18 protein-coding genes are annotated in these 21517 nt (G+C 69.9%); 12 read left to right on the top strand and 6 right to left on the bottom strand.

What is annotated here, in order from left to right; translation table 11 throughout:
• The first annotated feature begins 408 nt into the window (after window positions 1-408).
• On the top strand, window positions 409-2784 hold the full coding sequence (locus ABZ374_RS27970; protein ID WP_360315783.1) for a transglycosylase domain-containing protein: 2376 nt from the start codon (window positions 409-411) through the stop codon (window positions 2782-2784).
• Window positions 2785-2898: 114 nt separating this feature from the next.
• The gene (locus tag ABZ374_RS27965) at window positions 2899-4338 is read left to right on the top strand and encodes a glycosyltransferase 87 family protein (RefSeq protein WP_360315781.1); all 1440 of its coding nucleotides are present in this window, start codon (window positions 2899-2901) and stop codon (window positions 4336-4338) included.
• 92 nt (window positions 4339-4430) lie between these two features.
• On the opposite strand, the gene ABZ374_RS27960 is transcribed toward ABZ374_RS27965, so the two are convergent.
• The 3 genes from ABZ374_RS27960 to ABZ374_RS27950 form a co-directional block, all read right to left on the bottom strand.
• Window positions 4431-5462: an alanine racemase gene (locus ABZ374_RS27960; protein ID WP_360315779.1), complete on the bottom strand. Its 1032-nt coding sequence runs from the start codon at window positions 5460-5462 to the stop codon at window positions 4431-4433.
• A 132-nt stretch (window positions 5463-5594) separates the two neighbouring features.
• Window positions 5595-6713 (bottom strand): peptidoglycan bridge formation glycyltransferase FemA/FemB family protein, encoded by a 1119-nt coding sequence (locus ABZ374_RS27955; RefSeq protein WP_360315777.1) that lies wholly within the window; start codon window positions 6711-6713, stop codon window positions 5595-5597.
• Window positions 6714-6918: 205 nt separating this feature from the next.
• Window positions 6919-7245, bottom strand: a complete 327-nt coding sequence (locus ABZ374_RS27950; RefSeq protein WP_360315775.1) for a hypothetical protein — start codon at window positions 7243-7245, stop codon at window positions 6919-6921.
• Window positions 7246-7482: 237 nt separating this feature from the next.
• On the opposite strand from ABZ374_RS27950, the gene rpsF reads away from it, so the two are divergent.
• The 9 genes from rpsF to ABZ374_RS27905 all read left to right on the top strand — a co-directional run bounded on the left by rpsF (window position 7483) and on the right by ABZ374_RS27905 (window position 13825).
• Window positions 7483-7773, top strand: coding sequence for a 30S ribosomal protein S6 (gene rpsF, locus ABZ374_RS27945; protein ID WP_020557172.1), 291 nt, complete (start codon window positions 7483-7485; stop codon window positions 7771-7773).
• 76 nt (window positions 7774-7849) lie between these two features.
• Complete coding sequence (locus tag ABZ374_RS27940; protein WP_020557173.1) at window positions 7850-8458, top strand: single-stranded DNA-binding protein; 609 nt, start codon at window positions 7850-7852, stop codon at window positions 8456-8458.
• A 66-nt stretch (window positions 8459-8524) separates the two neighbouring features.
• A complete protein-coding gene (rpsR, locus tag ABZ374_RS27935) occupies window positions 8525-8761 on the top strand; it encodes a 30S ribosomal protein S18 (RefSeq protein ID WP_020557174.1) in 237 nt (78 codons plus the stop codon).
• A 17-nt stretch (window positions 8762-8778) separates the two neighbouring features.
• Window positions 8779-9225, top strand: a complete 447-nt coding sequence (gene rplI / locus ABZ374_RS27930) for a 50S ribosomal protein L9 (protein WP_020557175.1) — start codon at window positions 8779-8781, stop codon at window positions 9223-9225.
• A 156-nt stretch (window positions 9226-9381) separates the two neighbouring features.
• Window positions 9382-10926 carry a phenylacetate--CoA ligase family protein gene (locus ABZ374_RS27925; RefSeq protein WP_360315772.1) on the top strand — a complete coding sequence of 515 codons (1545 nt, stop codon included), beginning with the start codon at window positions 9382-9384 and terminating at the stop codon, window positions 10924-10926.
• Complete coding sequence (locus tag ABZ374_RS27920) at window positions 10923-11378, top strand: DUF4188 domain-containing protein (RefSeq protein ID WP_360315770.1); 456 nt, start codon at window positions 10923-10925, stop codon at window positions 11376-11378. The genes ABZ374_RS27925 and ABZ374_RS27920 overlap by 4 nt, the downstream gene beginning before the upstream one ends.
• Window positions 11375-12487, top strand: a complete 1113-nt coding sequence (locus ABZ374_RS27915) for a hypothetical protein (RefSeq protein ID WP_360315768.1) — start codon at window positions 11375-11377, stop codon at window positions 12485-12487. Before ABZ374_RS27920 ends, ABZ374_RS27915 begins: the two co-directional genes overlap by 4 nt.
• Window positions 12484-13449, top strand: a complete 966-nt coding sequence (locus tag ABZ374_RS27910; RefSeq protein ID WP_360315766.1) for a hypothetical protein — start codon at window positions 12484-12486, stop codon at window positions 13447-13449. Before ABZ374_RS27915 ends, ABZ374_RS27910 begins: the two co-directional genes overlap by 4 nt.
• Before the next feature lie 166 nt (window positions 13450-13615).
• Entirely contained in the window at window positions 13616-13825 is a 210-nt protein-coding gene (locus ABZ374_RS27905; RefSeq protein WP_360315764.1) for a heavy-metal-associated domain-containing protein, read from the top strand.
• A gap of 54 nt (window positions 13826-13879) precedes the next feature.
• Here ABZ374_RS27905 and ABZ374_RS27900 read toward each other — a convergent pair whose 3' ends face one another.
• The gene (locus tag ABZ374_RS27900) at window positions 13880-15163 is read right to left on the bottom strand and encodes an MATE family efflux transporter (protein ID WP_360315833.1); all 1284 of its coding nucleotides are present in this window, start codon (window positions 15161-15163) and stop codon (window positions 13880-13882) included.
• A gap of 528 nt (window positions 15164-15691) precedes the next feature.
• Here ABZ374_RS27900 and ABZ374_RS27895 point away from each other — a divergent pair.
• On the top strand, window positions 15692-18139 hold the full coding sequence (locus ABZ374_RS27895) for a replicative DNA helicase (protein WP_360315762.1): 2448 nt from the start codon (window positions 15692-15694) through the stop codon (window positions 18137-18139).
• A gap of 28 nt (window positions 18140-18167) precedes the next feature.
• Here ABZ374_RS27895 and ABZ374_RS27890 read toward each other — a convergent pair whose 3' ends face one another.
• Entirely contained in the window at window positions 18168-18668 is a 501-nt protein-coding gene (locus tag ABZ374_RS27890; protein ID WP_360315760.1) for a nuclear transport factor 2 family protein, read from the bottom strand.
• Between the two features lie 54 nt (window positions 18669-18722).
• Entirely contained in the window at window positions 18723-20936 is a 2214-nt protein-coding gene (locus ABZ374_RS27885; RefSeq protein ID WP_360315758.1) for a LuxR C-terminal-related transcriptional regulator, read from the bottom strand.
• Window positions 20937-21517: the final 581 nt, after the last annotated feature.

Genomic DNA, 21517 nt, shown 5'->3' with positions numbered 1-21517 from the left:
GTATCGAACCGATACATCGAGACGATAGGTCTCCTTGCCGTGTGGTGGCAAGGCGGCCGCCGGTGACTCGGGTCACAGGCAGGTCACAGTGAGGTCGCGAAAGCGGTTCCGCGTAGTCTGTTCCGCCGTGTGGTACCTCAAGCCCCGCTTTCTGCGGAACCGCCCCTCGCGCGTGTGCGTCCTGGGGAGCGGAGAGCCACGACCCGTGCGTCCGACCTCCGCGTCGTACGGCCGAGGAGTAGCGAACGCATGAGTGAACATCGCCGTAGATCACAGCAACCGCGTCCCGAGGGGCGCGGTGACTCGTATTCGGGGGGCACGGGTGGTGCCGGGGGCGGGACGCCACCCGGTGGCTCGTCGACGCCCGCCGCGCCCGGAGGAGGCGACGAAGAGCGTCCACTGTCGCGGATGGAGGCCCGAGCCGCCGCCCGTTCGGGTGGTCGGCGGGCCGCCAACGGCGCCGCGTCCGGCAGCCGTTCGCGCGCGGAGGCCGGCCCGCCCCGGAAGAAGCGGTTCATCGACTATCCGAGGTTCGGCAAGACCGGCGTGCGTCGCTGGTTGCCGTCCTTCAAGCAGATCCTGGCGATGATCCTGTTCTTCCTCGCGTCGATCATGGGCGTGGCGGCCCTGGCGTACGCGATGGTCAAGGTGCCGGACCCGAACGCGAACACGACCTACCAGTCGAACATCTATTACTACGCCGACGGGAAGACCGAGATCGGTCGGACCGGGCAGGTCAACCGCCAGAACGTGACGGTCGACCAGATCCCCAAGCACGTACAACGCGCCGTGATCGCGGCGGAGAACCGGTCGTTCTACAGCGACTCGGGCGTCTCGCCGAAGGGCTTGCTGCGGGCCGGGGTCACCATGGTCAAGGGTGGCGACACGCAGGGTGGTTCGACCATCACCCAGCAGTACGTCAAGAACACCTACCTGACCCAGGAACGCACCTTCAAGCGCAAGTTCAGCGAGATCTTCATCGCGCTCAAGGTCGACCGGCAGATGCGCAAGGACGACATCCTGGTCGGCTACCTCAACACCGCGTTCTACGGTCGTAACGCCTACGGCATCCAGGCCGCCGCGCAGGCGTACTACGGCAAGAACGTCGGCGACCTGAACGTGGCCGAGGGCGCCTATCTGGCGACCCTGCTCAACGCGCCGGGCATCTACGACGTGATCGAGTTCCCCGGCCAGCTCGAGAACGTCAAGGGGCGCTGGAACTACGCGCTCAACGGCATGGTCAAGGAGGGCTGGCTGCCCAAGGCGGAACGGGACGCGCTGCAGTTCCCGATGCCGATCAAGCCGAAGCCCGCCGCGAACAAGGCCGGCCAGGCCGGATACCTGATGAAGGTGACCGACCAGTACCTCAAGGCCAACAACGTGATCCCGGACGCGGACCTCGCCCGCGGTGGCTACAAGATCGTCACCACGTTCGACAAGCCCCGGCAGGACGCCGCGGTGGCGGCGGTCAAGGACCAGTTGACGTCCGAACTCAAGCCGGACAAGAACGAGGCGGACCGCTACATCCGCACCGGCCTGGCCTCGGTGGTTCCCGGCGACGGGGCGGTGGTCGCGCTGTACGGCGGCCCGGACTTCATCCAGCAGGAGTACAACGACGCGGTCAGACGGGACATCCAGGCCGGTTCGACGTTCAAGCTGTTCGTGCTCGCGGCGGCCCTGCGCAACGGCGGCGCGGACGGCAAGCCGATCGGGCCGGAGAGTTTGTACAACGGCGACAGCAAGATTCCGATCAAGCTGCGCAACGGTCAGGTCTTCAAGGACGACAAGACCAACAAGGAGTACCTGGCGCCGAACGAGGGGGATGTGGACTACGGTCCGATCCCGATCACCAGAGCCATGGAGAAGTCGGTGAACACCGTCTTCCTGCAACTCGCCGCCGACGTGGGCCCGGAGAACGTCAAGAAGGCCGCGATCGACGCCGGTCTGCCGCCGAACCTCACCTCGTTCGAGCCGACGCCGACGATGGCCCTGGGTGTGGCACCGCCGAGTGCGCTGGACATGGCGGAGGCGTACGCCACCTTCGCGGCGCGGGGCATGCACGCGGATCCGTACTTCGTCAAGGAAGTCACCTACAACGGCTCCAAGCGGGACCTGCCCAAGCACGAGCCCAAGCAGCTCTTCGACAAGAACGTCGCCGACACCGTCAACAAGGTGATGATGCGGGTCGTGGACAACCCGCCGCTCGGCGACGGCACCGGTCGGGCCGCGAAGGCGTTGAACCGGCCGGTGGCCGGCAAGACCGGTACCACCGACGGCAACAACTCCGCGTGGTTCGTGGGCTACACGCCCAACCTGGCCACGTCGGTGGCGCTGTTCCGGGAGGACCCGAACACGCACGCCCGGCTGTCGCTCAAGGGCCTGGGCGGTCGTGACTCCGTGCACGGTGGTGACATCCCGACGCTGGTGTGGACCGCGTACATGAAGAACGCGGTCCAGGGTCTGCCCTCGGTGGACTTCCCCGAGCCCGGCGAGCAGTTCGAGGGCAAGAACAAGGTGACGCTCCCGCCGTCGAACACGCCGCCGCCGACGCGTACGACGCCACCGCCGCCGCCGACGTCCAGCGCGCCGCAGACCACTCCGGCGGCGCCGACGACCAGCGCGGCCGGTGGTGGCCCGCAGGGCGGTACGGGTGACCCCGGTGGTGCACACACCACCAAGCCGTCCACGACGAAGCCGTCGAACACGGATCCGCCCGGCGGACCGCAGGGCACCACCCGCGGTGGTGGCAACAGCGGCTTCATCATCGGCGGACGAGGCGGCTGACCGGTGGCCACACCGGACAGGGCCTAGCCTTACGCGTGCCCCATCGCCTCGGCGGTGGGGCACGCGTTGTCGTATCCGGCCGGCGAGGGCAGCCTCCTCGGGGAACGCGAGAGGATGAGCGCCATGACGCCGACATCGACCGAACCCGTCCTGCCCACCCGGGACGACCCCGTGGTCCGGGCGGGCAGCGAGCTCGTCGGCGGACCCGCCGGACGCCGGATCCGGTTCGTGCCGAATCGGTGGTGGACCCCGGTCCGGGTGCTCGTGCTGCTCGCGGTGGTCTGCTTCGCGCTCGGGATCATGCAGAAGAAGCCCTGCTACGACGGCGGTTGGTTCTCCGGCACCACGCAGTACTCGCACGCCTGCTACAGCGACATGCCGCACCTGTACGTCAATCGTGGTCTCGCGGACGGGAAGATCCCGTACTTCCAGGAGACCGGCGACAAGGACATGAGGTTCCTGGAGTATCCGGTCATCACCGGTGGGGTGATGGCCTTCGCCGGGACCCTGGCGCGGGCGGCGGGCGACCTCACCGGGGGCGACCTCAAGGACGAGCAGCTCTGGTTCGTGATGATCAACGCGTTGATCATGATGGCCTGTGCGGTGGTGACCGTGATCGCGGTCAAGGGCACCTCCGGGCGTCGGCCCTGGGACGCCGCGATGGTGGCCTGTGCGCCCGCGTTGGCGCTGAACGGGCTGATCAACTGGGACCTGGTCGCGGTCGCGCTGACGGCGGTGGCGATGTGGTCGTGGGCGCGGCGCAACGTGGTGGTCGCCGGTGTGCTGATCGGTCTGGCGACCGCGGCGAAGCTGTATCCGGTGTTGTTGCTGGCGCCGCTGTTCCTGTTGTGTCTGCGCTCGGGCCGGATGCTCGCGTTCGCCCGGACCGCCGCGGCGGCGGCGGTTTCCTGGCTGGTGGTGAACCTGCCGGTGATGCTGGACTTCGAGGGCGGATTGCACATCCGCGAGGGCTGGAAACTCTTCTATACGTTCAGCCAGGACCGCCCCGCCGACTACGGCTCGGTGTGGTTGATCATCCAGCAGCGCGACGGGCGACCACTGGAGCATCTGAACACCTACGTCACGCTGAGCCTGGTGTTGTGCTGCCTGGCGATCGCCGCGTTGACCATGTGCGCCCCGCGTCGGCCCAGGTTCGCCCAATTGGTGTTCCTGATCGTGGCGGCCTTCATCCTGACCAACAAGGTCTACTCACCGCAGTACGTGTTGTGGCTGATCCCGCTGGCGGTGTTGGCCCGGCCGCGCTGGCGGGACTTCCTGATCTGGCAGGCGTGCGAGGTCACGTACTTCATCGGCGTGTGGATGTACATCGCCTCGTTCTCCGGCAAGGGCCTGTCGCAGAACGCCTACCACGTGGTGATCCTGCTGCACCTGCTCGGCACCGCCTACCTGTGCCTGGTCGTGGTGCGCGACATCCTGCGTCCGGATCGGGACCCGGTGCGCGCGGACGGCAGCGACGACCCCTCGGGCGGGGTGCTCGACCGGGCCCCGGACGTCTTCGTGCCGACCTCGGTCCTGGCCCGCGCGGGCGGCTGAGCGGGACGCGGGCCCGACGCCGGGCGGCACGAACGAAGGGCCTCGGCCGGGACGCGCGAATCGTCCCGGCCGAGGCCCTTCGCGTGGTCGGGTCAGCGCAGGGCGATCCGGTCGAAGTGCGTCGTGGTGTGCCGCAGCGCGGCCTCCAACTCGTCGCCCGGCTTGGGCGGGGCCACGTCGTTGGCCAGGAACAGCAGGCTGACCTGCATGTGCGGCGGCTCGGCGAACCAGCGCTGCTTGCCCGCCCAGGTGAACGGGGACAACGCGCGGTTGACGGTCGCCAGGCCGGCCCGGGCGACGCCCTTGGCCCTGGGCATCACTCCGCGCACGGTCTTGGGCGCCTCCAGGCCCACCCCCTGGGCGGTGCCGCCGCTGACCACGACCAGGTGCCCGTCGCTGGGCGCCTTGCGCTGGCGGTAGCCGAAGCGTTCGCCGCGCGCGATCCGCACCACGTCCAACACGGTGCCCCGGCTGGCCAGCGCGTCGTGGTCGCCCAGCCACAGGTCGGTGCCGATCCGCGGCCGGAACTCGGTGTCCGGGTGCCGCTCGCGCAGCACCGCGAGCTCGGCCGCGGTCAGGTGGCTGACGTACATCGTGCGCACCGGCAGCCGGGCCGCGCGCAGCCGCTCGACCCAGCCCACCACCTCGGCCACCGGGTCGTAGCCGTCCGGGTGGTCCAGCGGCAGGTGCAGCGAGAAGCCCTCCAGGCGCACGTCGTCCATCCCGGTGCGGAGCTTGACCAGCTCCTCCTCGGTGACCCCGTCCCGCTTCATCGTGGTCATGCACGCGACCACCACCCGGCAGCCCACCAGATCCCGGGCGGCCTGCACCGAGGAGACCGTGCGGATGGTGCGATCCGGCAGCGGGACCGCCTCCTCGCCGCGCAGGTACGGCGTGAGCACCAGGACCTTGCCGTCGAAGTGGTCCTTGACCACCGCGGCCTCGTAGGTGGTCCCCACGGCCACGGTGTCCACGCACATCCGGGCGGCCTCCTCGGCCAGCCTGGGATTGGTGAACCCGTACCCGTTGCCCTTCATCACCGGTACGAGACCGGGGAACGTGTCGCGTACCTCGTCCTGGTGCTTGCGCCAGCGGGCGGCATCGACGTAGAGCGTGAGCGACATGGGCGCTTCGGGGCCTTCCGTGTACGGGGCTTGCCCTTGGAGAACGCAGGGCGGAGGCGGGGAACACACGACGCCGGCCGCGTCGCGACGATCACGTATCGAGCCGACGACACAGGTGCCGCCGGTAGTGCGTCAGCGGCGTGACATGTACATGTCCAGCGCCTTGTGCAGCATCTTGTTGAGCGGGAAGTCCCACTCGCCGAGATACTCGACGGCCTGGCCGCCGGTGCCGAGCTTGAACTGGATGAGTCCGAAGAGGTGGTCGTTCTCGTCCAGGGTGTCGCTGATGCCGCGCAGGTCGTAGGCGGAGGCGCCGAGGGCGTACGCGTCCCGCAACATCCGCCACTGGATCGCGTTCGAGGGGCGCACCTCACGCTTGTGGTTGGCCGACGCGCCGTACGAGTACCAGACGTGGTCGCCCACGGTGACCATCGTGGTGGAGGCGAGCACCTCGCCCTCGTGCTTGGCCAGATACAGCCGCATGCGCTCGGGGTCCTCGGCGTTGAGCGCCTTCCACATGCCCTGGAAATAGGCCAACGGCCGCGGGGTGAAGTGGTCGCGGACCGCGGTGACCTTGTAGACCTCGTGGAAGACCGGCAGGTCGTCGTAGCCGCCCTGGACCACGTCCACGCCGGCCTTCGTGGCCTTCTTGATGTTGCGTCGCCACAGTTGGTTGAAGCCCGCGTGCACGTCCTCCAGGCTGCGCCGGACCAGCGGTACCTGGAACACGTAGCGCGGCTGCACGTCGCCGAAACCGGCCCCGCCCGACGCGTCCTGCTGCCAACCCAGGCCGCGCAGTTGGCGCTCCAACTCGGCGCCGCGGTCGTCGGTCCAGTCCGGGGTCAGATCCCGCAGCCGGTTCGCCGACTTGGCCGCGATCGCCTTCTTGATCGTGTCCGCCTCCCAGCGGGCGATCACCACCGGCGGGCCCATCTTGACCGAGAACGAGCCGCGGCTCTTGAGGTGCGCGAGCATCGGGTCGAGCCACTTGCGCAGGTCGCCGTCGAACCAGTCGATGACCGGGCCCTCCGGCATGTACGCGAGATAGCGCTTTATCTTCGGCAGTTGCCGGTACAGCACGAGTGCCGCGCCCACGACGGCGCCCGACTCGTCGATCCAACCGATGCTCTCGGATCGCCACTCACTCTTCACCGCGCCCCAGGAGGGGCACTGAAGAAAGCTCACGGAGGGCCTGCCCTTGATAAAGGCGAGATGCTCCTCGGCGGTGAGCGTCCTCAGGCGCAAAGACATGTAAGAGCTCCTCGAAATCGGTTCGGCCGTGACAGAGGTTACTGCGCCTTTGGGCGCTATGGATCGTGCCGGGCGTCGCAGTCGGGACGGTACGAGGACGAGCCGGACCTTCATCGGCAAAACGGACGCCCGGCCGCCGTCGAGAGCAGCGAGCGGCCCGCCGGAGAATCGTCCGGCGGGCCGTCGCGCGGTGCGCGGGTCGGGGTCAGTAGAGGCCACCGTGGAACATGTTCATGAACAGGGCCACGGCGGACACGCCGAGCGCGAGCACCGTGACCACCCGCTCCTCGGTGGTCGCCGAGAACATCTGGCTGATCAGCCCGGTCACCACACCCGCGAGCGCGGTCCACGCGCCCAGGATGTGCATGTCCTTGAAGAACGCACAGATGCCGCCCACCAGCGCGAACAGCACCACCGCGGCCACCAGCGCGTTCTCGCGCGGATGTGCCCGGCCGTCGGAGTTGAGGGTCAGGTGGGGCCGATGCGCTCCCGCGGTTGCCGCGGATCCCGTGCGGCGGATCGTTTGTGCCATCGCGCGCCTCCGGTGAGTGACTGCGGAGTGGACGTTTTGTCGGTATATCCATCCCCCGAGGCGACCGCGTCAAGCTCGATTTCAAGAGTGTGTGCGGGTCCGGGTACGCTGTACCGTCCGCTGCACTCTCGGCACCCCCGCGCGTTTTCGGGGGCCGCCTTGGCGCGGCGGCATTACGCAAGCCCTCCTGCCACGGAGATTCCGTGGCCGATCAGTCCACAGGAGGTGGGTGTTCACATGCGTAGCTACGAACTCATGGTCATCCTCGACGCGGACCTCGAAGAGCGCGCGGTCACGCCGCTGCTCGAGCAGTTCCTCAATGTCATCCGCAACGACGGTGGCAAGGTCGAGAAGATCGACACGTGGGGCCGTCGCCGGCTCTCGTACGAGATCAAGAAGAAGTCCGAGGGCATCTACGCCGTCGTGGACCTGGCCGCGGAGCCCGCGACCGTCAAGGAACTCGACCGTCAGATGAACCTCAACGAGTCGGTGCTGCGGACCAAGGTCCTGCGCCCCGACCAGCGCTAGTCCGAGCTCGCGCGCACCACCAACCGCACCGCACGTCGAAACGCAGCACTGCGCTGAAATCAGCGAAGGGGTCAGCATGGCAGGCGAGACCATCATCACTGTTGTCGGAAACCTGACTGCCGACCCGGAACTGCGCTTCACGCCCAGCGGTGCCGCTGTCGCGAACTTCACCGTGGCGTCCACGCCGCGCACGTTCGACCGTCAGACGAACGAGTGGAAGGACGGCGAAGCGCTGTTCCTCCGCTGTTCGGCCTGGAAGCAACTCGCGGAGAACGTCGCGGAATCCCTCCAGCGCGGCACGGGCGTCATCGTCCAGGGCCGGCTGAAGCAGCGGTCCTACGAGACCAAAGAGGGCGAGAAGCGCACCGTCGTGGAGCTCGAGGTCGACGAGATCGGCCCGACCCTGAAGTGGGCCACCGCCAAGATCACCAAGACCAGCCGCGGAGGCGGCGGTCAGGGTGGCTACGGCGGCGGTCAGCAGCAGGGCGGTGGCGGTTACGGCGGCCAGCAGGGCGGCGGACAGCAGGGCGGCGGTGGCTACGGCGGCCGTCCCCAGCAGGGCGGTGGCGCACCCGCCGACGACCCGTGGGCCACTCCCGCAGGGGGCGGCCAGCAGCAGGGCGGCGGCGGCGCGGGGGGCTGGGGTCCCCCGCCGGGCGGCTACTCGGACGAACCCCCCTTCTAGGCCGCAAGGCCCAGGGATCGGTTCGCATTCCGAGCTGAAGACTTCTGAAACGATCTGGAGAGCACAATGGCGAAGGCGCCTGCGCGCAAGCCTAAGAAGAAGGTCTGCGTGTTCTGCAAGGAGAAGATCTCCTATGTGGACTACAAGGACACCAACCTGCTGCGGAAGTTCATCTCCGACCGCGGGAAGATCCGCGCTCGTCGCGTGACCGGTAACTGCACGCAGCACCAGCGTGACGTCGCCGTGGCTGTCAAGAACAGCCGCGAGATGGCGCTGCTGCCGTACACCAGCACTGCTCGCTGAGAAAGGGTGATCTTGTCATGAAGCTCATCCTCACCCACGAGGTGACCGGTCTCGGTGAGCCCGGCGACATCATCGAGGTCAAGGACGGCTACGGCCGCAACTACCTCATCCCGCGCGGCTACGCGATTCGCTGGAGCCGCGGCGGCGAAAAGGACGTGGCGGCCATCCGTCGCGCCCGCAAGGTCCGCGAGATCCGCACGCTCGACCAGGCCGCCGAGGTCAAGGGTCAGCTCGCGGGTCTCAAGGTGACGCTCCAGACGCGCGCCGGCGAGACGGGCCGACTCTTCGGCTCGGTCACCGTCGCGGACGTCGTGTCGGCCATCAAGGCCGCCGGCGGTCCGGACATCGACAAGCGTCGCGTCGAGATCGGTACGCCGATCAAGACCGTCGGGTCGCACCGCATCACGGTCCGCCTCCACCAGGAGGTTTCGGCCGCGCTCGACCTCGACGTCGTGCCTGCCTGACCTGAAGCACCCGAACGGCCCGACCCCTGTGGGGTCGGGCCGTTCGGCGTTTTCGAGTAGTGGACTGAGTAGTGGTACTCATGTCCCGAACACCCCTGTCGCCGCAGGCTGGAGACATACGCCGGGTGGGCCGGCGCGGCAAAGGGGCGGACGGTCATGGCCAGGTTCATCCGACAGTGGTTGCTGCGTGTGGTCAGCTTCGCGCTGACCGGTCTGTATCAGCTCTACCGGATCCATCCCGTCGTCTGGCGTTGGACCGCGCGCAACTATCGGCCGTGGATGCAGCGATTCGCCCGCCGACACGCGTGGATGACCTGCCAGTTCGCCGCGCTCGACGTACCCGCCTACCGCGACTTCCTGCGCCGGCACCGGTGGCGCTTCCGCTGGTTCGACCTCACCTCGTACCCGGAGACGTCCAAGGAGAACTACGTCAAGGCGTATCCCGAGGACACCCGCTGCTGGCTGGGCACGCTGGAGGTGGCCGGGACGGTGGTGGACGAGTCGTCCGGGTCCTCCGGGACACCGCACAACTGGCTGCGTTCGCGGCGCGAACTCAAGTCGGTGCACCGCAACGTGGCCGGCTACACCTCGCTGGTCTTCCCCCGGCGGAAGTTGTTCGTGATCAACGCGTACTCGATGGGCGCGTGGGCCACCGGGACCAACACCGGGATCGCGATGGCCCGGGTGGCGATGGTCAAGAACACCGGCCCCGACATCGACAAGATCGTGGACACGCTGCGCCACTTCGGGCCGCGCTTCACCTACCTGGTCACCGCGTACCCGCCGTTCCTCAAGCATCTGCGCGACCGCCTGGACGCCGAGGGCTTCGACTGGCGTCGGCACGCGATGTACGGCTTCGTCGGCGGCGAGGGCATGACCGAGGCGCTGCGCGACTACCTGGAGGAGCGCTTCGTCAAGGTGCGCTCCGGCTACGGTGCCTCGGACCTGACCATCGGGATGGCCGGCGAGAGCGACGCGACGGTGTGGCTGCGCAAGCGGCTGCTGACCGACGAGCGGCTGCGGGCGCAACTGCTGGGGCCGGACGAGGGCCGGGTGCCGATGGTGTTCCAGTACAACCCGCTGGAGACGTACCTGGAGACCAACGCCGAGGACGAGGTGATCTGCACGATCAACTCGACCGCGGTGATGAGCCCGAAGGTGCGCTACAACATCGGCGACGAGGGCCGGTTGCTCACCTTCGCGCAGGTCGAGGAGATGATCCGGCCGGACGCCCGGGCGTGGGTCGACTGGGAGCGCGCGGCCCGGGTCGAGGGCATGCGGTTGCCGCTGCTGCTGCTCTTCGGGCGCAAGGACAGCACGATTTCGTACATGGGCGCCAACATCTACCCGCAGGACGTCGAGTACGGGCTGTACCGGGACAACCCGATGGCGGCGCACCTGGAGGGGTTCTGCCTGACCGTCGACGAGTACGCCGACCTGGAGAGCAGGCCCGTGGTCAACCTCCAACTGCGCGACGGGACTTCGGCGCAGGAGGTGGATCGGGACAAGCTCGCCCGGGTGTGCCGCGAGGGGGTGGTGCGGCACCTGGCCCGGGTCAGCCGGGACTTCGCCCAGTCGCTCGCGGAGGACCCGACGGCGGCCGATGTGCGGGTGCTCGTACACGACTTCGGGACCGGGCCGTTCCTGCGCGGTACCAGCAAGATCAAGAACGTCTACCTCGTGGAGGGGGAGCAGCGATGAGGACCACCGACTTCTCGGCGGCGCCGCCGCAGGCACAGGGCGAGGCGTTGTTCATCGGGGCCACGCACTATCGCGGACTGCGCTCGCTGCTCTCGCTGCTCCGGCCGTATCTGCGGATGGTGCGCACCATGAAGCGGATGGACGGCTACCGCTGGCACAAGGTCTACCGGCAGGGGCCGTTCACGCTCGGCACGATCGCGGTGTTCGCGGACCGGGACGCGCTGTTGCGGTTCGCCCGCTCCAAGGCGCACCGCGACCTGATGTGCTGGATGACCGATCACGGCGACCGCAATGGCACGGCCGGCTTCATCCGGCTCTTCGACGCGCAGCCGGGCGGCTACAGCAACGGCGCGTGGCGGGCCGAGGGCAACGAGATGGCGCACATCCAGGAGTTCACCCCGATCGGGGCCGAGCACAGCGGCGCGCCCGTGCACCGGAAGGCGAAGTCGTGACACCGACGGTGGAGCGGGTCGCCTCGCGGCGCGCGTTGCGCGACTTCTGCGAACTTCCGTTGCGGCTGCACCCGAAGGACCGGTACGTGCCGGTGCTGCACGGGCAGGTGCGGCAGTGGCAGCGGGCCGGCGTCGAGTTGTACGTGGTGCGGGATGGAGCGGGGCGGGCGGTGGGCCGGACCTGTCTGCACACCGACGGGCGCTTGGACGCCAAGCTGCGCGGGCGGCATCAGTTGTTCGGACTCACCGAGTTCGCCGACGACCCGGCGGTGTTCGCGGCCCTGGTGGAGCTGATGGAGCGGCGGGCCGCGCGGGGCGGTCGCCGGACCCTGTTCGGGCCGGTGGCGTTGTTGCCGAACCAGACCGGTGGGGTGATCACCTCCGGGTTCACCGAGCGCGGCTTCGTGGATTCGGCGTGGAATCCGGCGCGGTATCCGGAGACCTACGAACGGGCCGGCTTCGGCCGGCGGTTCTCCGCGTCGACGTGGATCTGTCCGGGTCTGCGTGAGCGCACCGACGAGCCGGATGCCACATATGCGTTCGACGACGCCCGGATCGCGGCCGAGAAGTTGGTGATCCGGCGTGGCTCGCGACGCCGGTTGGCCGAGCAACTGCCGGTCCTGCACACGATGTTGAACGCGAGTTTCGGGCAACTGGGTTACTACACGCCGATCGAGCTCGACGAACTGCGGGCGCAGACCGACGGGTTGGCGCATCTGCTGGACGAGTCGTTGCTGTTGTGGTTGGAGCGGGCGGGTGAGCCGATCGCGTTCACGCTCGCGGTGCCGGACATCTCGGAGTTCCTGATCCGGATCGGCGGCGATCTGCACTTGGGCAACCAGTTGCGGCTGTTGGCCACGCGCGGGCGCTATCGCCGCGAGGCGGTGTTGATCATCAAGGGCACGGTGCCGGCGGCCCAGGGCCGCGGCTATCTGACGCTGCTGGCGCGTGAGCAGTATCGGGCGCTGCGGGCGGGCGGCTACGACACGTTGCGCAGCACGTGGGTCGAGGACGACAACAAGGCGTCGGCCGCGCAGTATCGCCGGATCGGCGGCCGGGAGCTGCACGGGCACACGTTCTACCAGCGAACGGTGGGGGGCACCGGGTGAGCACGCAACTCGCGGAACTGCTGCGGTCGGCCGGCCGGGCGCCCAGCGCGCACAACACGCAGCCCTGGACGGTGACGCCGAGCGGCGCGTTGGGCTACGCGTTGTCCTGGGACGCCGAGCGGGAGTTGCCGGTCGGCGATCCGACCCGGCGGGACCTGTTCCTGGCGCTCGGCGCGTTCGCCGAGGCGTTCCTGATCGCGTCCGCGGCGCTGGAGGTGCCGCTGCGGGTGGAGTGGGGTGCCGCGCCGGAGCAGGGCGAAGTGGCCCGGTTCGTGCGGGCGGACGAGTGTTATCCGACCCTGTTCGGCGCGGCGGACCTGGCGGGGCGGCGCAGTGCGCGTGGGGCGTACGCGCCGGGGACGCTGCCGGATTCGTTGTTGGCCGAGGCGACGGCGGCGTTCGCCGGGTCGGCGGGTCTGTGGCGGGGTGATACCAGGGCGTTGGCGCCGTTGTCGGACGAGGCGGATCGCCGGTTGTTCGCGGATCCGGCGCTGGTCGCCGAGTTGCGCGACTGGTTGCGGCTGCGGCCGGTGCCGGCCGGTCGGCCGCAGCCGCGGGACGGGTTGACCGGGCGGGCGTTGGCGCTGTCCCGGTTCGAGGAGCGGGCGCTGCACGCGGTGCTGCGCCCGGCCGTGTATCGGGTGTTGCGGCGGGTCGGGTTGGCGCGGGGGTTGGCGGCGGCGTCGCGGGGGTTGTTGCGGTACGACGGGAGTGTGCTGGTGGTGACCGCGCCGGGCGGGGTGGTGGGGCCGGTGGAGCTGTTGGAGGCGGGGCGGGGGCTGTTGCGCTGTTGGTTGACGCTGGCCCGGCACGGTTACGCGACGCATCCGCTCAGCCAGGTGATCGACTGTGCGCGGACCGCCGGGGAGTTGGCGGGCATGGTGGAGGCCGTGCCGCTCGCGGTGTTCCGGGTCGGGCGGCCCGTGGTCGAACCGGTGCGTTCGGCGCGGTTGACGGACTGAGGGCCGGGCGGGGCCGGATTGCCGGGTGCGGGTCCGGGGCGGGTTCGGTGGGGGGTGAATCGCTCGAACGAGTGAGTTCGATGACTTGCGCCCATACCCCTGGGGGGTATAAATTCGTCGTTGTGGGGCCGATCATGGTCCTCGTGTCGACGAAGGGATCACCGTCATGAGCACCGCCACCTTCACCGTCAGCGGGATGACCTGCGGCCACTGCGTCTCGTCCGTCACGGAGGAGGTCTCCGAGGTGTCGGGCGTGACCGACGTCAAGGTCGAGCTGGCCTCGGGTCTGGTGACCGTGACCTCCGAGCAGCCCGTGGACCCGGACGCGGTGCGCGCGGCCGTCGTGGAGGCGGGCTACCAGGTCGTCGGGGCGTGAGGCGTCGCCGTCCCGTCCGCGCGGCCGACGGGACGGCTCTCGGCCGCGCGGGCGTCAGCGCCTGCCGGTCACCAGCCAGGCGTCGCCGTACGCTCGCCTGCCGAGCAGGAGCGCGCGACTGACCATGAACGTGCCGATCGCCCACCACCACACGGCGATCAGGCCGCCGCCGAGGGCCAGCACGGTGCCCAGCGCCGCGCAGAAGGCGGCCAGCACGATGGGCATGGTCAGGGCCAGGTAGCGGCCGTCGCCCGCGCCGATCAGCACCCCGTCCAGTACGAACACCGCGCCGGCCGGCGGCTGGAGGGCGGCGACCGCGAGCAGCGTGCCGGCCAGCAGGTCGCGCACCGCCGGGTCGGTGCTGAACAGCGGGATGTACAGCGGGCGCGCGGCGACCACCACGATCGCGAACAGCACGCCCGTCCACACCCCCCACACCAGCATCCGGCGGGTCGCCGCACGGGCACCGCGCGCGTCCCCGGCGCCCAGGGCCCGGCCCACGATCGCCTGTGCGGCGATGGCCAGGGCGTCCATCGCGAAGGCCAGGAACGTCCATATCTGCCAGGCGACCTGGTGGGTGGCGATCGAGGTGTCGCCCATCCGGGTGGCCGCCACGGTGGCCACGATCAGGATGGCGCGCAGGCTGACGGTGCGTACGAACAGCGGTGCGCCGGCCGAGGCGGAGGCGCGGATGCCGGCCGGGTCCGGGCGCAGCGCCGCGCCGTGCCGGCGGGCGCCGCGGACGACGGTGACCAGGTAGACCAGGGCCATCGCGGTCTGTGCGAGCACGGTGCCCCACGCGGATCCGGCGATGCCCCAGTGCAGGCCGTAGACGAACCCCAGGTTGAGCAGCAGGTTGGCGCCGAAGCCCAGCACCGCGACCACGAGCGGGGTCCGGGTGTCCTGGAGGCCGCGCAGCACGCCGGTGGCGGCGAGCACGATCAGCATGGCCGGGATGCCCAGCGAGCCGATCCGCAGATAGGTCACCGCGTGCGGGGCCGCGCTGTCCGAGGCGCCGAACGCCGAGACGATCCACGGGGCGCCGACCAGGCCGACCACCAGCAGCACCACGCCCAGCAGCGCGGCCAGCCAGACGCCGTCCAGGCCCTGGCGGATCGCGGCGCGCGGGTCGCCCGCGCCCATCAGCCGCGCGACCGCGGCGGTGGTCGCGTAGGCGAGGAACACGCACAGGTTGACCAGGGTGGTCAGCATCGTGCCCGCGACGCCGAGGCCGGCCAACTGGGGCGTGCCGAGTCGGCCGATGATCGCCGAGTCGACGAGCACGAACAGCGGTTCGGCGACCAGCGCGAAGAAGGCCGGGACGGCCAGGCGCAGGATGTCGCGGTCGTGGGCGCGACGCTGCGTGTGGTCGGCGGGGTGCGCCGCGGCGGGCGGTGGCGAGGTGGGCGGTTCGGGGGGTGGGGACGGGACCGTGGGCGGCACGCGTCCACCGTAGTCATCCACAGGTAAGGGTCACAATGCGCTCCTGGGTATTACCGGCGAGCGCGGGGCGTACGCGGGTGCACACGTGGGGCGATAGCCGCATGATTCGCCCAACAGTTTTTCACATACACAGCCGGTGGATAGAGAAATCGCAGGTCAGAGCCGGTTTGTGGACATGATTGCGAAGCGTTGGCGGCCGACTGCGCACAGCTTGTGCACAGCTCGACCCGCCTCTCTCCACAGGTTGTCCACAGTTATCCACAGGCCCTGTGTATGACCGTCTTGGCGGTCCCAGGGTCCACCCGTACGGTGAAGGGCCGCACGCCGCGTCGCGCGGCGGATCTGTCGGCCGTGTGGCGTATGAAGGACACGGTGTACTGCGGTGCCACCTCGCGCGAGCCTTTGTGAAAGGAGACCCCGGGCATGAGCGTCTCCGAGTTCGAAGAGGCCAGGCCCGAACCGGCCCGCGAGGGATTCGAGCGAACCCCGCCCCAGGACATCGCCGCCGAACAATCGGTGCTCGGCGGCATGATGTTGTCCAAGGACGCGATCGCCGACGTCGTGGAGAACCTCAAGCCGATCGACTTCTATCGGCCCGCCCACGAACTCGTCTACAACGCCATCCTGGACCTGTACGCGCGGGGCGAACCGGCCGACGCGGTCACCGTCGCCGCCGAGTTGACCAAGCGCACCGAGATCGGCCGGGTGGGCGGCGCGCCGTACCTGCACACGCTGATCTCCTCGGTGCCCACGGCCGCCAACGCCGAGTACTACGCCCGGATCGTGCGTGAACAGGCGGTGCTGCGGCGCCTGGTCGAGGCGGGCACCCGGATCGTGCAGATGGGCTACGCGGCCGACGGCGAGGTCGACGACATCGTCAACAACGCCCAGGCCGAGGTCTACAAGGTCACCGAACAGCGCACCACCGAGGACTACGCGCCGCTGGCCGACATCATGGAGGGCGCCCTCGACGAGATCGAGGCGATCAGCTCGCGCGGCGGCCAGATGTCCGGCATCCCCACCGGCTTCACCGACCTCGACTCCCTCACCAACGGCCTCCACTCCGGCCAGATGATCGTGATCGCCGCGCGCCCGGCCATGGGTAAATCAACGCTTGGATTGGACATTGCTCGCGCTTGTTCGATCAAAAATGGTCTTGCCAGTGTGATTTTCTCGCTGGAGATGGGCCGTAACGAGATCATGATGCGCCTGCTCTCGGCGGAGGCGCGGGTTGCGTTGCATCACATGCGGTCGGGGAGCATGACCGATGACGACTGGACTCGGCTCTCCCGCAAGATGGGTGAGGTCACCGCCGCGCCGATGTACATCGACGACTCGCCGAACCTGTCGATGATGGAGATCCGGGCCAAGTGTCGGCGACTCAAGCAGAAGCACGATCTGCGGCTGGTGATCATCGACTATCTCCAGCTCATGCAGTCGGGCGGCTCGCGCCGGGCGGAGAACCGCCAGCAGGAGGTCTCCGAGATGTCGCGAAACCTCAAGCTCCTGGCCAAGGAGCTGGAGGTCCCGGTGGTCGCGATGTCCCAGCTCAACCGTGGCCCGGAACAGCGCACGGACAAGAAGCCGATGGTCTCCGACCTGCGTGAGTCCGGTTGTGTCACGGCGGCGACCCGGGTGTTGCGAGCCGACACCGGTGCCGAGGTCTCCATGGGCGAGCTGTTGGCGACGGGTGAGCGGGACATTCCCGTCTGGTCCCTGGACGAGCACCTGAGGCTCGTCTCGCGCACCATGACGCATGTCTTCCCCAGCGGGGTCAAGGAGGTCTTCCGGCTGCGGTTGGCATCCGGGCGGGAGATCGAGGCCACCGCGAACCACCCCTTCCAGACCTACGACGGGTGGAAGGCGCTGGGGGAACTGACGGTCGGTGCCCGGGTCGCGGTGCCCCGACGTCTGGACGCTCCCACGCGTCGGGCTGCCCGGCCGCGGGCGGAGGTGGTCATGGCCGCGCACCTCCTGGGTGACGGCGGTGTGTCGGACGACGGGCGGTCGCACGAGAAGTTCCTGCCCGAGGAGGTCTTCGGGCTGCCCGACGAGCAGGTGCGGCTGTTCCTGCGGCACCTGTGGGCCGCCGACGGCTCGGTGACGGTCGCGGCGTCGGGTGCGGTTCGCGTCGACTACGCGAGCACGAGCGAGCGTCTCGCCCGCGATCTCCAACTTCTGCTCCTGCGCGTCGACGTTCGCTCCCGGCTGCGCCGCGTGGGCGACACGAAGGGGCGACCGGGATGGACGGTGGACATCCCCGGGGTCGAGGACCGGCGTCGTTTCCTGACCGATGTCGGCGTACACGGTGCCCGAGGGGAGTCCGTGTCGAAGGCCCTGACCCGGCTCGACGCAGTCCTGGCGAACAGCAACCTCGACACCGTGCCGCGTGAGGTCCGGGCTGCCGTCGAGACGGCCATGCGGGACCGCGACACGTCCACCGGTGCCTCCCGGGCCGTGCCGGGCTCCACGTCCTACGGCACGGCCCGGTACCAGGCGGCGCCGAGCAGGACCGGGCTCGCCGAGGTCGCGGCCGTGTTGGCGGAGGCGGAGCTGGAACTCCTCGCGACCAGCGACGTGTTCTGGGACCGGGTCACCGAGATCGAGAGTCTCGGCGAGCAGGAGGTCTACGACGCCACGGTGCTCGGCACACACAACTTCATCGCGAACGGGATCAGCGTCCACAACTCCATCGAGCAGGACGCCGACATGGTGATCCTGTTGCATCGCGAGGATGCCTACGAGAAGGAGTCGCCGCGCGCGGGGGAGGCGGACCTGATCGTGGCGAAGCACCGTAACGGCCCGACGGCGACGATCACCGTGGCGTTCCAGGGGCATTACTCGCGCTTCGTGGACATGGCGCAGAGCTGAGCCGAAGCCGCGGTGGGGCCGGGTGGGGTCAGTTGCCGGTCAGGACGTTCGGGTCGCCGGTGTGCCAGATGTTCTCGACGTACAGGTGGTGCATGGCCCAGGCGGTGTCGGTGCGGAGCAGGTCCACCGCGTAGCGGTTCTTCAGGAGCAGGTGGCGGGTGTGGTCGCCGGTGGGGAGGTGTTGGGCCTCGACCAGGGCGGTCAGCCGGGCCCGGTCGCCGGTGACCTCGATGCGCGCGTTGGTGATCGTGTGCGAGGTGTCCAGCCGCACCCGCGGGTTGAAGTGCACCGCCTCGATCGCCTCGATGCCAACCATCACCGGTATGTCCAGGCCGAGTTCGGCGGCGACCGGGCGGAAGTCGAAGGCCGCGTCCGGGGTGAAGGCGGTCCGGAACAGCGCGCGGTCCTGGAGGTCGAAGCCGAGGCCGAAGCGCAACAACGCGTCCAGGATCTCGGTGCGGTCGCGCAGTTCGCGGACGGTCGTGGTGGTGTCGGTCGCGGCGAGTGCGCTGGGGCCGGTGACGAACATGTGCACTCCTGGGGAGGTCGTCGTGGTCGGGTACGGCTCCAGCCTGGCCGCGGATCAGGGGTGAGTGGGGGTGGGCGAGGGGGTGATCCGCCCGAGCCCCGGGGTGAGCAGGTCGTGTCGGCCGGTGATGCCGAGTTTGCGATAGATGTGCCGGGTGTGCGTCTTCATCGTGTTGATCGAGATGTACAGGTCGGCCGCGATCTCGCGCAGGGTGAGGTCGCTGCGCAGGTATTGGGCGATGGTCGACTCGCGTTCGCTGAGTGGCTCGCGGCCCGGTTCGGCGGTGTGGAGGCCGATCGGGTCCGGGCCGTCGGGGTGGACGTGGTTCTCGGCTGCCACCGCGTCGCGCAGGTCGATCAGGCCCAGTGGGTTCGGGCATCGGGCGAGCAGTGTGTCGGCGGCGGCGAGCCGGTGGCGGGCCGCCGTGTGGTCGCCGCGCTCGCCGAGTGTGCGGGCCAGGAGCAGTGAGGCGAACACGGCCATCGAACGATCGTTGCCCAGACCGGGGTCGGCGTCGATCAGTGCGGCGAGCAGGTCCGGGCCGTCGGGGGTGTCGCCCGGCCGGGCCGGCGTCGGGTCCGGGGCGAGCAGCGCGCGCAGGATGACGGTCTCCGGCACGGCCCGCGGGCGCGGTCGGTTGCGGCATTCGGCCAGCGCCCGCTCCACCTCGGCGGCGCGCCGGCGGGCGCCGGCCGAGTCGCCGGCCAGGTGCGCCGCGAGGCCGGACAGGCCGTGCAGGGTGACCCGCAGCGGTGCGGGGGGTGGTGGATCGGTGCGGGCGGTCTCGATCTCGGTGAGCAGGCGTACGCACTCGCCGAGTCGGCCGGCGAGCAACAGGGTTCGGGCGACCGAGATCCGGATCTGGGTCCAGACGATGCCCAGGGTCCGTTCGTCGGCGGCCAACAGGGCTCGACTGCGGCGCAGTGCCGACCCGAAGTCGCCCCGTTCGCGCGGCAGGCACAACCGCCACGCGTTCGCGGCGTGGAGTTCGCGCTCGGTGCCGGGTCGGCGGGCCCGGTCCCAGCGGTCGCGCTCGTCGAAGCGGCCGAGCGAGCACCACAGGTTCAGCGCGCGTTCGTGCAGGCGGGGGGCGAGCACGATGGCCTCGTCGGGCAGTGCGCCGAGCCACTGTTCCAGGGTGACCAGGTGCCCGGCGGCGAACCAGTGGTCGAAGTGGCGGTCGAGCAGGTCGGCCGCGAGGTGGTGGTCGCGGGCCGCGAGTGCGTGCTCGACGGCCTCCTCGGGCCGGCCGTGTCGGGCGTGCCGGTGCGCGGCTCTGCGGTGCAGTCGACCGGCGCGTTCCGGGTCGCCGGTGTCCAGGCGTTGCGCCAGTGAGCGGCGGAACAGCCGCTGATAGTGCAGTACGCCGTCGGTGTCGGCCAGGAAGAGTCCGTCCCGGCGCAGCCGGTCGACGAAGTCGGCGGAGTCGGTGCGTCCTCGGACGGCGTCGGCCAGCGGCACGGTGAACCGGGGCAGGACTGCGGTTTCCAGGACGAACTCCCGCATTTCCGAGTCGAGTTCGCGCCAGACGTGGTCGAGGAGGTAGTCGGTGGTGGTGGGGTCGCCGCGGTGGAGGGCGGCCACCACCGCGTCGGGTGCCGCGCCGTCGCGCAGCCGGATCGCGGCCAGGGTGAGCCCGCTCGCCCATCCGTCGGTCGCGGCGAGCAACTCCCGGGTGTCGTCGTGGGTGAGGTCCAGTCGGTATCCGTCGGTGAACAGCTCGTGCGCTTCGTCGTGGTCGAAGCGCAGTTGGGTCCAGGACAGCACGGCCAGGCGTCCGGCCGGGCCGAGGCGTTCGACCGGGATCGGCGGGCGGCTGCGCGCGGCGATCACCAGGGTGAGTCGGTCGGCGCAGATGCGGGTGAGCAGGTCGAGGCGGTCGTGGATGTCGCGTTCGACGATGTGTTCGTACTCGTCCAGGATCAGGACGGGTCGGGTGTCGAGCGGGCCGCGCGGCTCGTGCGGCTCGTGCGGTTTGTGCGCGACGATGCGGTCGGCGAGGGCCGCGACGTATGCGTCGCTGCCGGGGTCCGGGCCCTCGATGGCGCTCTCCAGGCCGGGATCGCCGGTCGCCCGGCCGAGGGCCGCGGCCACGTGCGGCCACAGTCGTCGCGGGTCGTTGTCCCGGTTGTCGAGCGTCACCCAGGCCACCGGCCCGGTCGCGCCGGCCGCCCAGCGGGTCAGTGCGACGGTTTTGCCGATGCCGCTGGGGCCGGCGAGGAAGACCACGAAGGAGCGGTCCACCGCGGCTCGCAGCAGTGCGTCCACGCGTGGGCGCGGCACCACCGGGGTCAGCGGTCGGGGGGGCGCGCAGCTTGGCCGCGATCGGGCGGTGGGCCGGTTCGGGGCTGGGGTGCACCGCGGGCTGCGCCATGGGCACACGATATGGCCGCCGTCGATCGGGTGGGGCTGGGCCCACCCCGGTTCGGGGGTTCGGCGCAGTGTTCGCGGTACGGCGCGCACGCAGACTTGTCGAAGCGAGGCCGGGGAGGTCACGCGGCCGGCCACGGGAGAGGACTGGGACACGCCCTGGTTCTCCGCCCCCCGCGCCCGTCGCCGCGCACCGGACGCCCCCGTCCCGGTGGGCGGCGACGGGCGTGGTGGGGGTTCGGCGGCGGCGACGGCGGGGAGCTCGGCCCGGAGCCCCTCCCCCCTCGGAAGGCTCCGAACCGTTCCCGGTGCGGCGGACCCGATCACGGGGTTGTCCGGGCCCGCCGCACGTGTTCGATCATGGTGCGGGCCGCTTGGGTTTCGTTGGGCGTGCGCTTGGCGCGCACTGTCGCGCCTTCGTACGATCCCCGGCTCGCGTCGTTGCGACCCCGCCTTGTGCCGTTCATCCCTGCGCACGA

This window comes from Embleya sp. NPDC005971 (assembly GCF_040629175.1).
Taxonomy (GTDB): domain Bacteria; phylum Actinomycetota; class Actinomycetes; order Streptomycetales; family Streptomycetaceae; genus Embleya.
Note: the sequence above shows the minus strand (reverse complement) of the source record. Positions and strands in the feature narration are given on the sequence as shown.

Bases quoted from the DNA above. Each gene is read 5' to 3' on its own strand.
- ABZ374_RS27970 (WP_360315783.1), top strand. From the start codon at position 409: ATGGAGGCCCGAGCCGCCGCCCGTTCGGGTGGTCGGCGGGCCGCCAAC.
- ABZ374_RS27965 (WP_360315781.1), top strand. From the start codon at position 2,899: ATGAGCGCCATGACGCCGACATCGACCGAACCCGTCCTGCCCACCCGG.
- ABZ374_RS27960 (WP_360315779.1), bottom strand. From the start codon at position 5,462: ATGTCGCTCACGCTCTACGTCGATGCCGCCCGCTGGCGCAAGCACCAG.
- ABZ374_RS27955 (WP_360315777.1), bottom strand. From the start codon at position 6,713: ATGTCTTTGCGCCTGAGGACGCTCACCGCCGAGGAGCATCTCGCCTTT.
- ABZ374_RS27950 (WP_360315775.1), bottom strand. From the start codon at position 7,245: ATGGCACAAACGATCCGCCGCACGGGATCCGCGGCAACCGCGGGAGCG.
- rpsF (WP_020557172.1), top strand. From the start codon at position 7,483: ATGCGTAGCTACGAACTCATGGTCATCCTCGACGCGGACCTCGAAGAG.
- ABZ374_RS27940 (WP_020557173.1), top strand. From the start codon at position 7,850: ATGGCAGGCGAGACCATCATCACTGTTGTCGGAAACCTGACTGCCGAC.
- rpsR (WP_020557174.1), top strand. From the start codon at position 8,525: ATGGCGAAGGCGCCTGCGCGCAAGCCTAAGAAGAAGGTCTGCGTGTTC.
- rplI (WP_020557175.1), top strand. From the start codon at position 8,779: ATGAAGCTCATCCTCACCCACGAGGTGACCGGTCTCGGTGAGCCCGGC.
- ABZ374_RS27925 (WP_360315772.1), top strand. From the start codon at position 9,382: ATGGCCAGGTTCATCCGACAGTGGTTGCTGCGTGTGGTCAGCTTCGCG.
- ABZ374_RS27920 (WP_360315770.1), top strand. From the start codon at position 10,923: ATGAGGACCACCGACTTCTCGGCGGCGCCGCCGCAGGCACAGGGCGAG.
- ABZ374_RS27905 (WP_360315764.1), top strand. From the start codon at position 13,616: ATGAGCACCGCCACCTTCACCGTCAGCGGGATGACCTGCGGCCACTGC.
- ABZ374_RS27895 (WP_360315762.1), top strand. From the start codon at position 15,692: ATGAGCGTCTCCGAGTTCGAAGAGGCCAGGCCCGAACCGGCCCGCGAG.
- ABZ374_RS27890 (WP_360315760.1), bottom strand. From the start codon at position 18,668: ATGTTCGTCACCGGCCCCAGCGCACTCGCCGCGACCGACACCACCACG.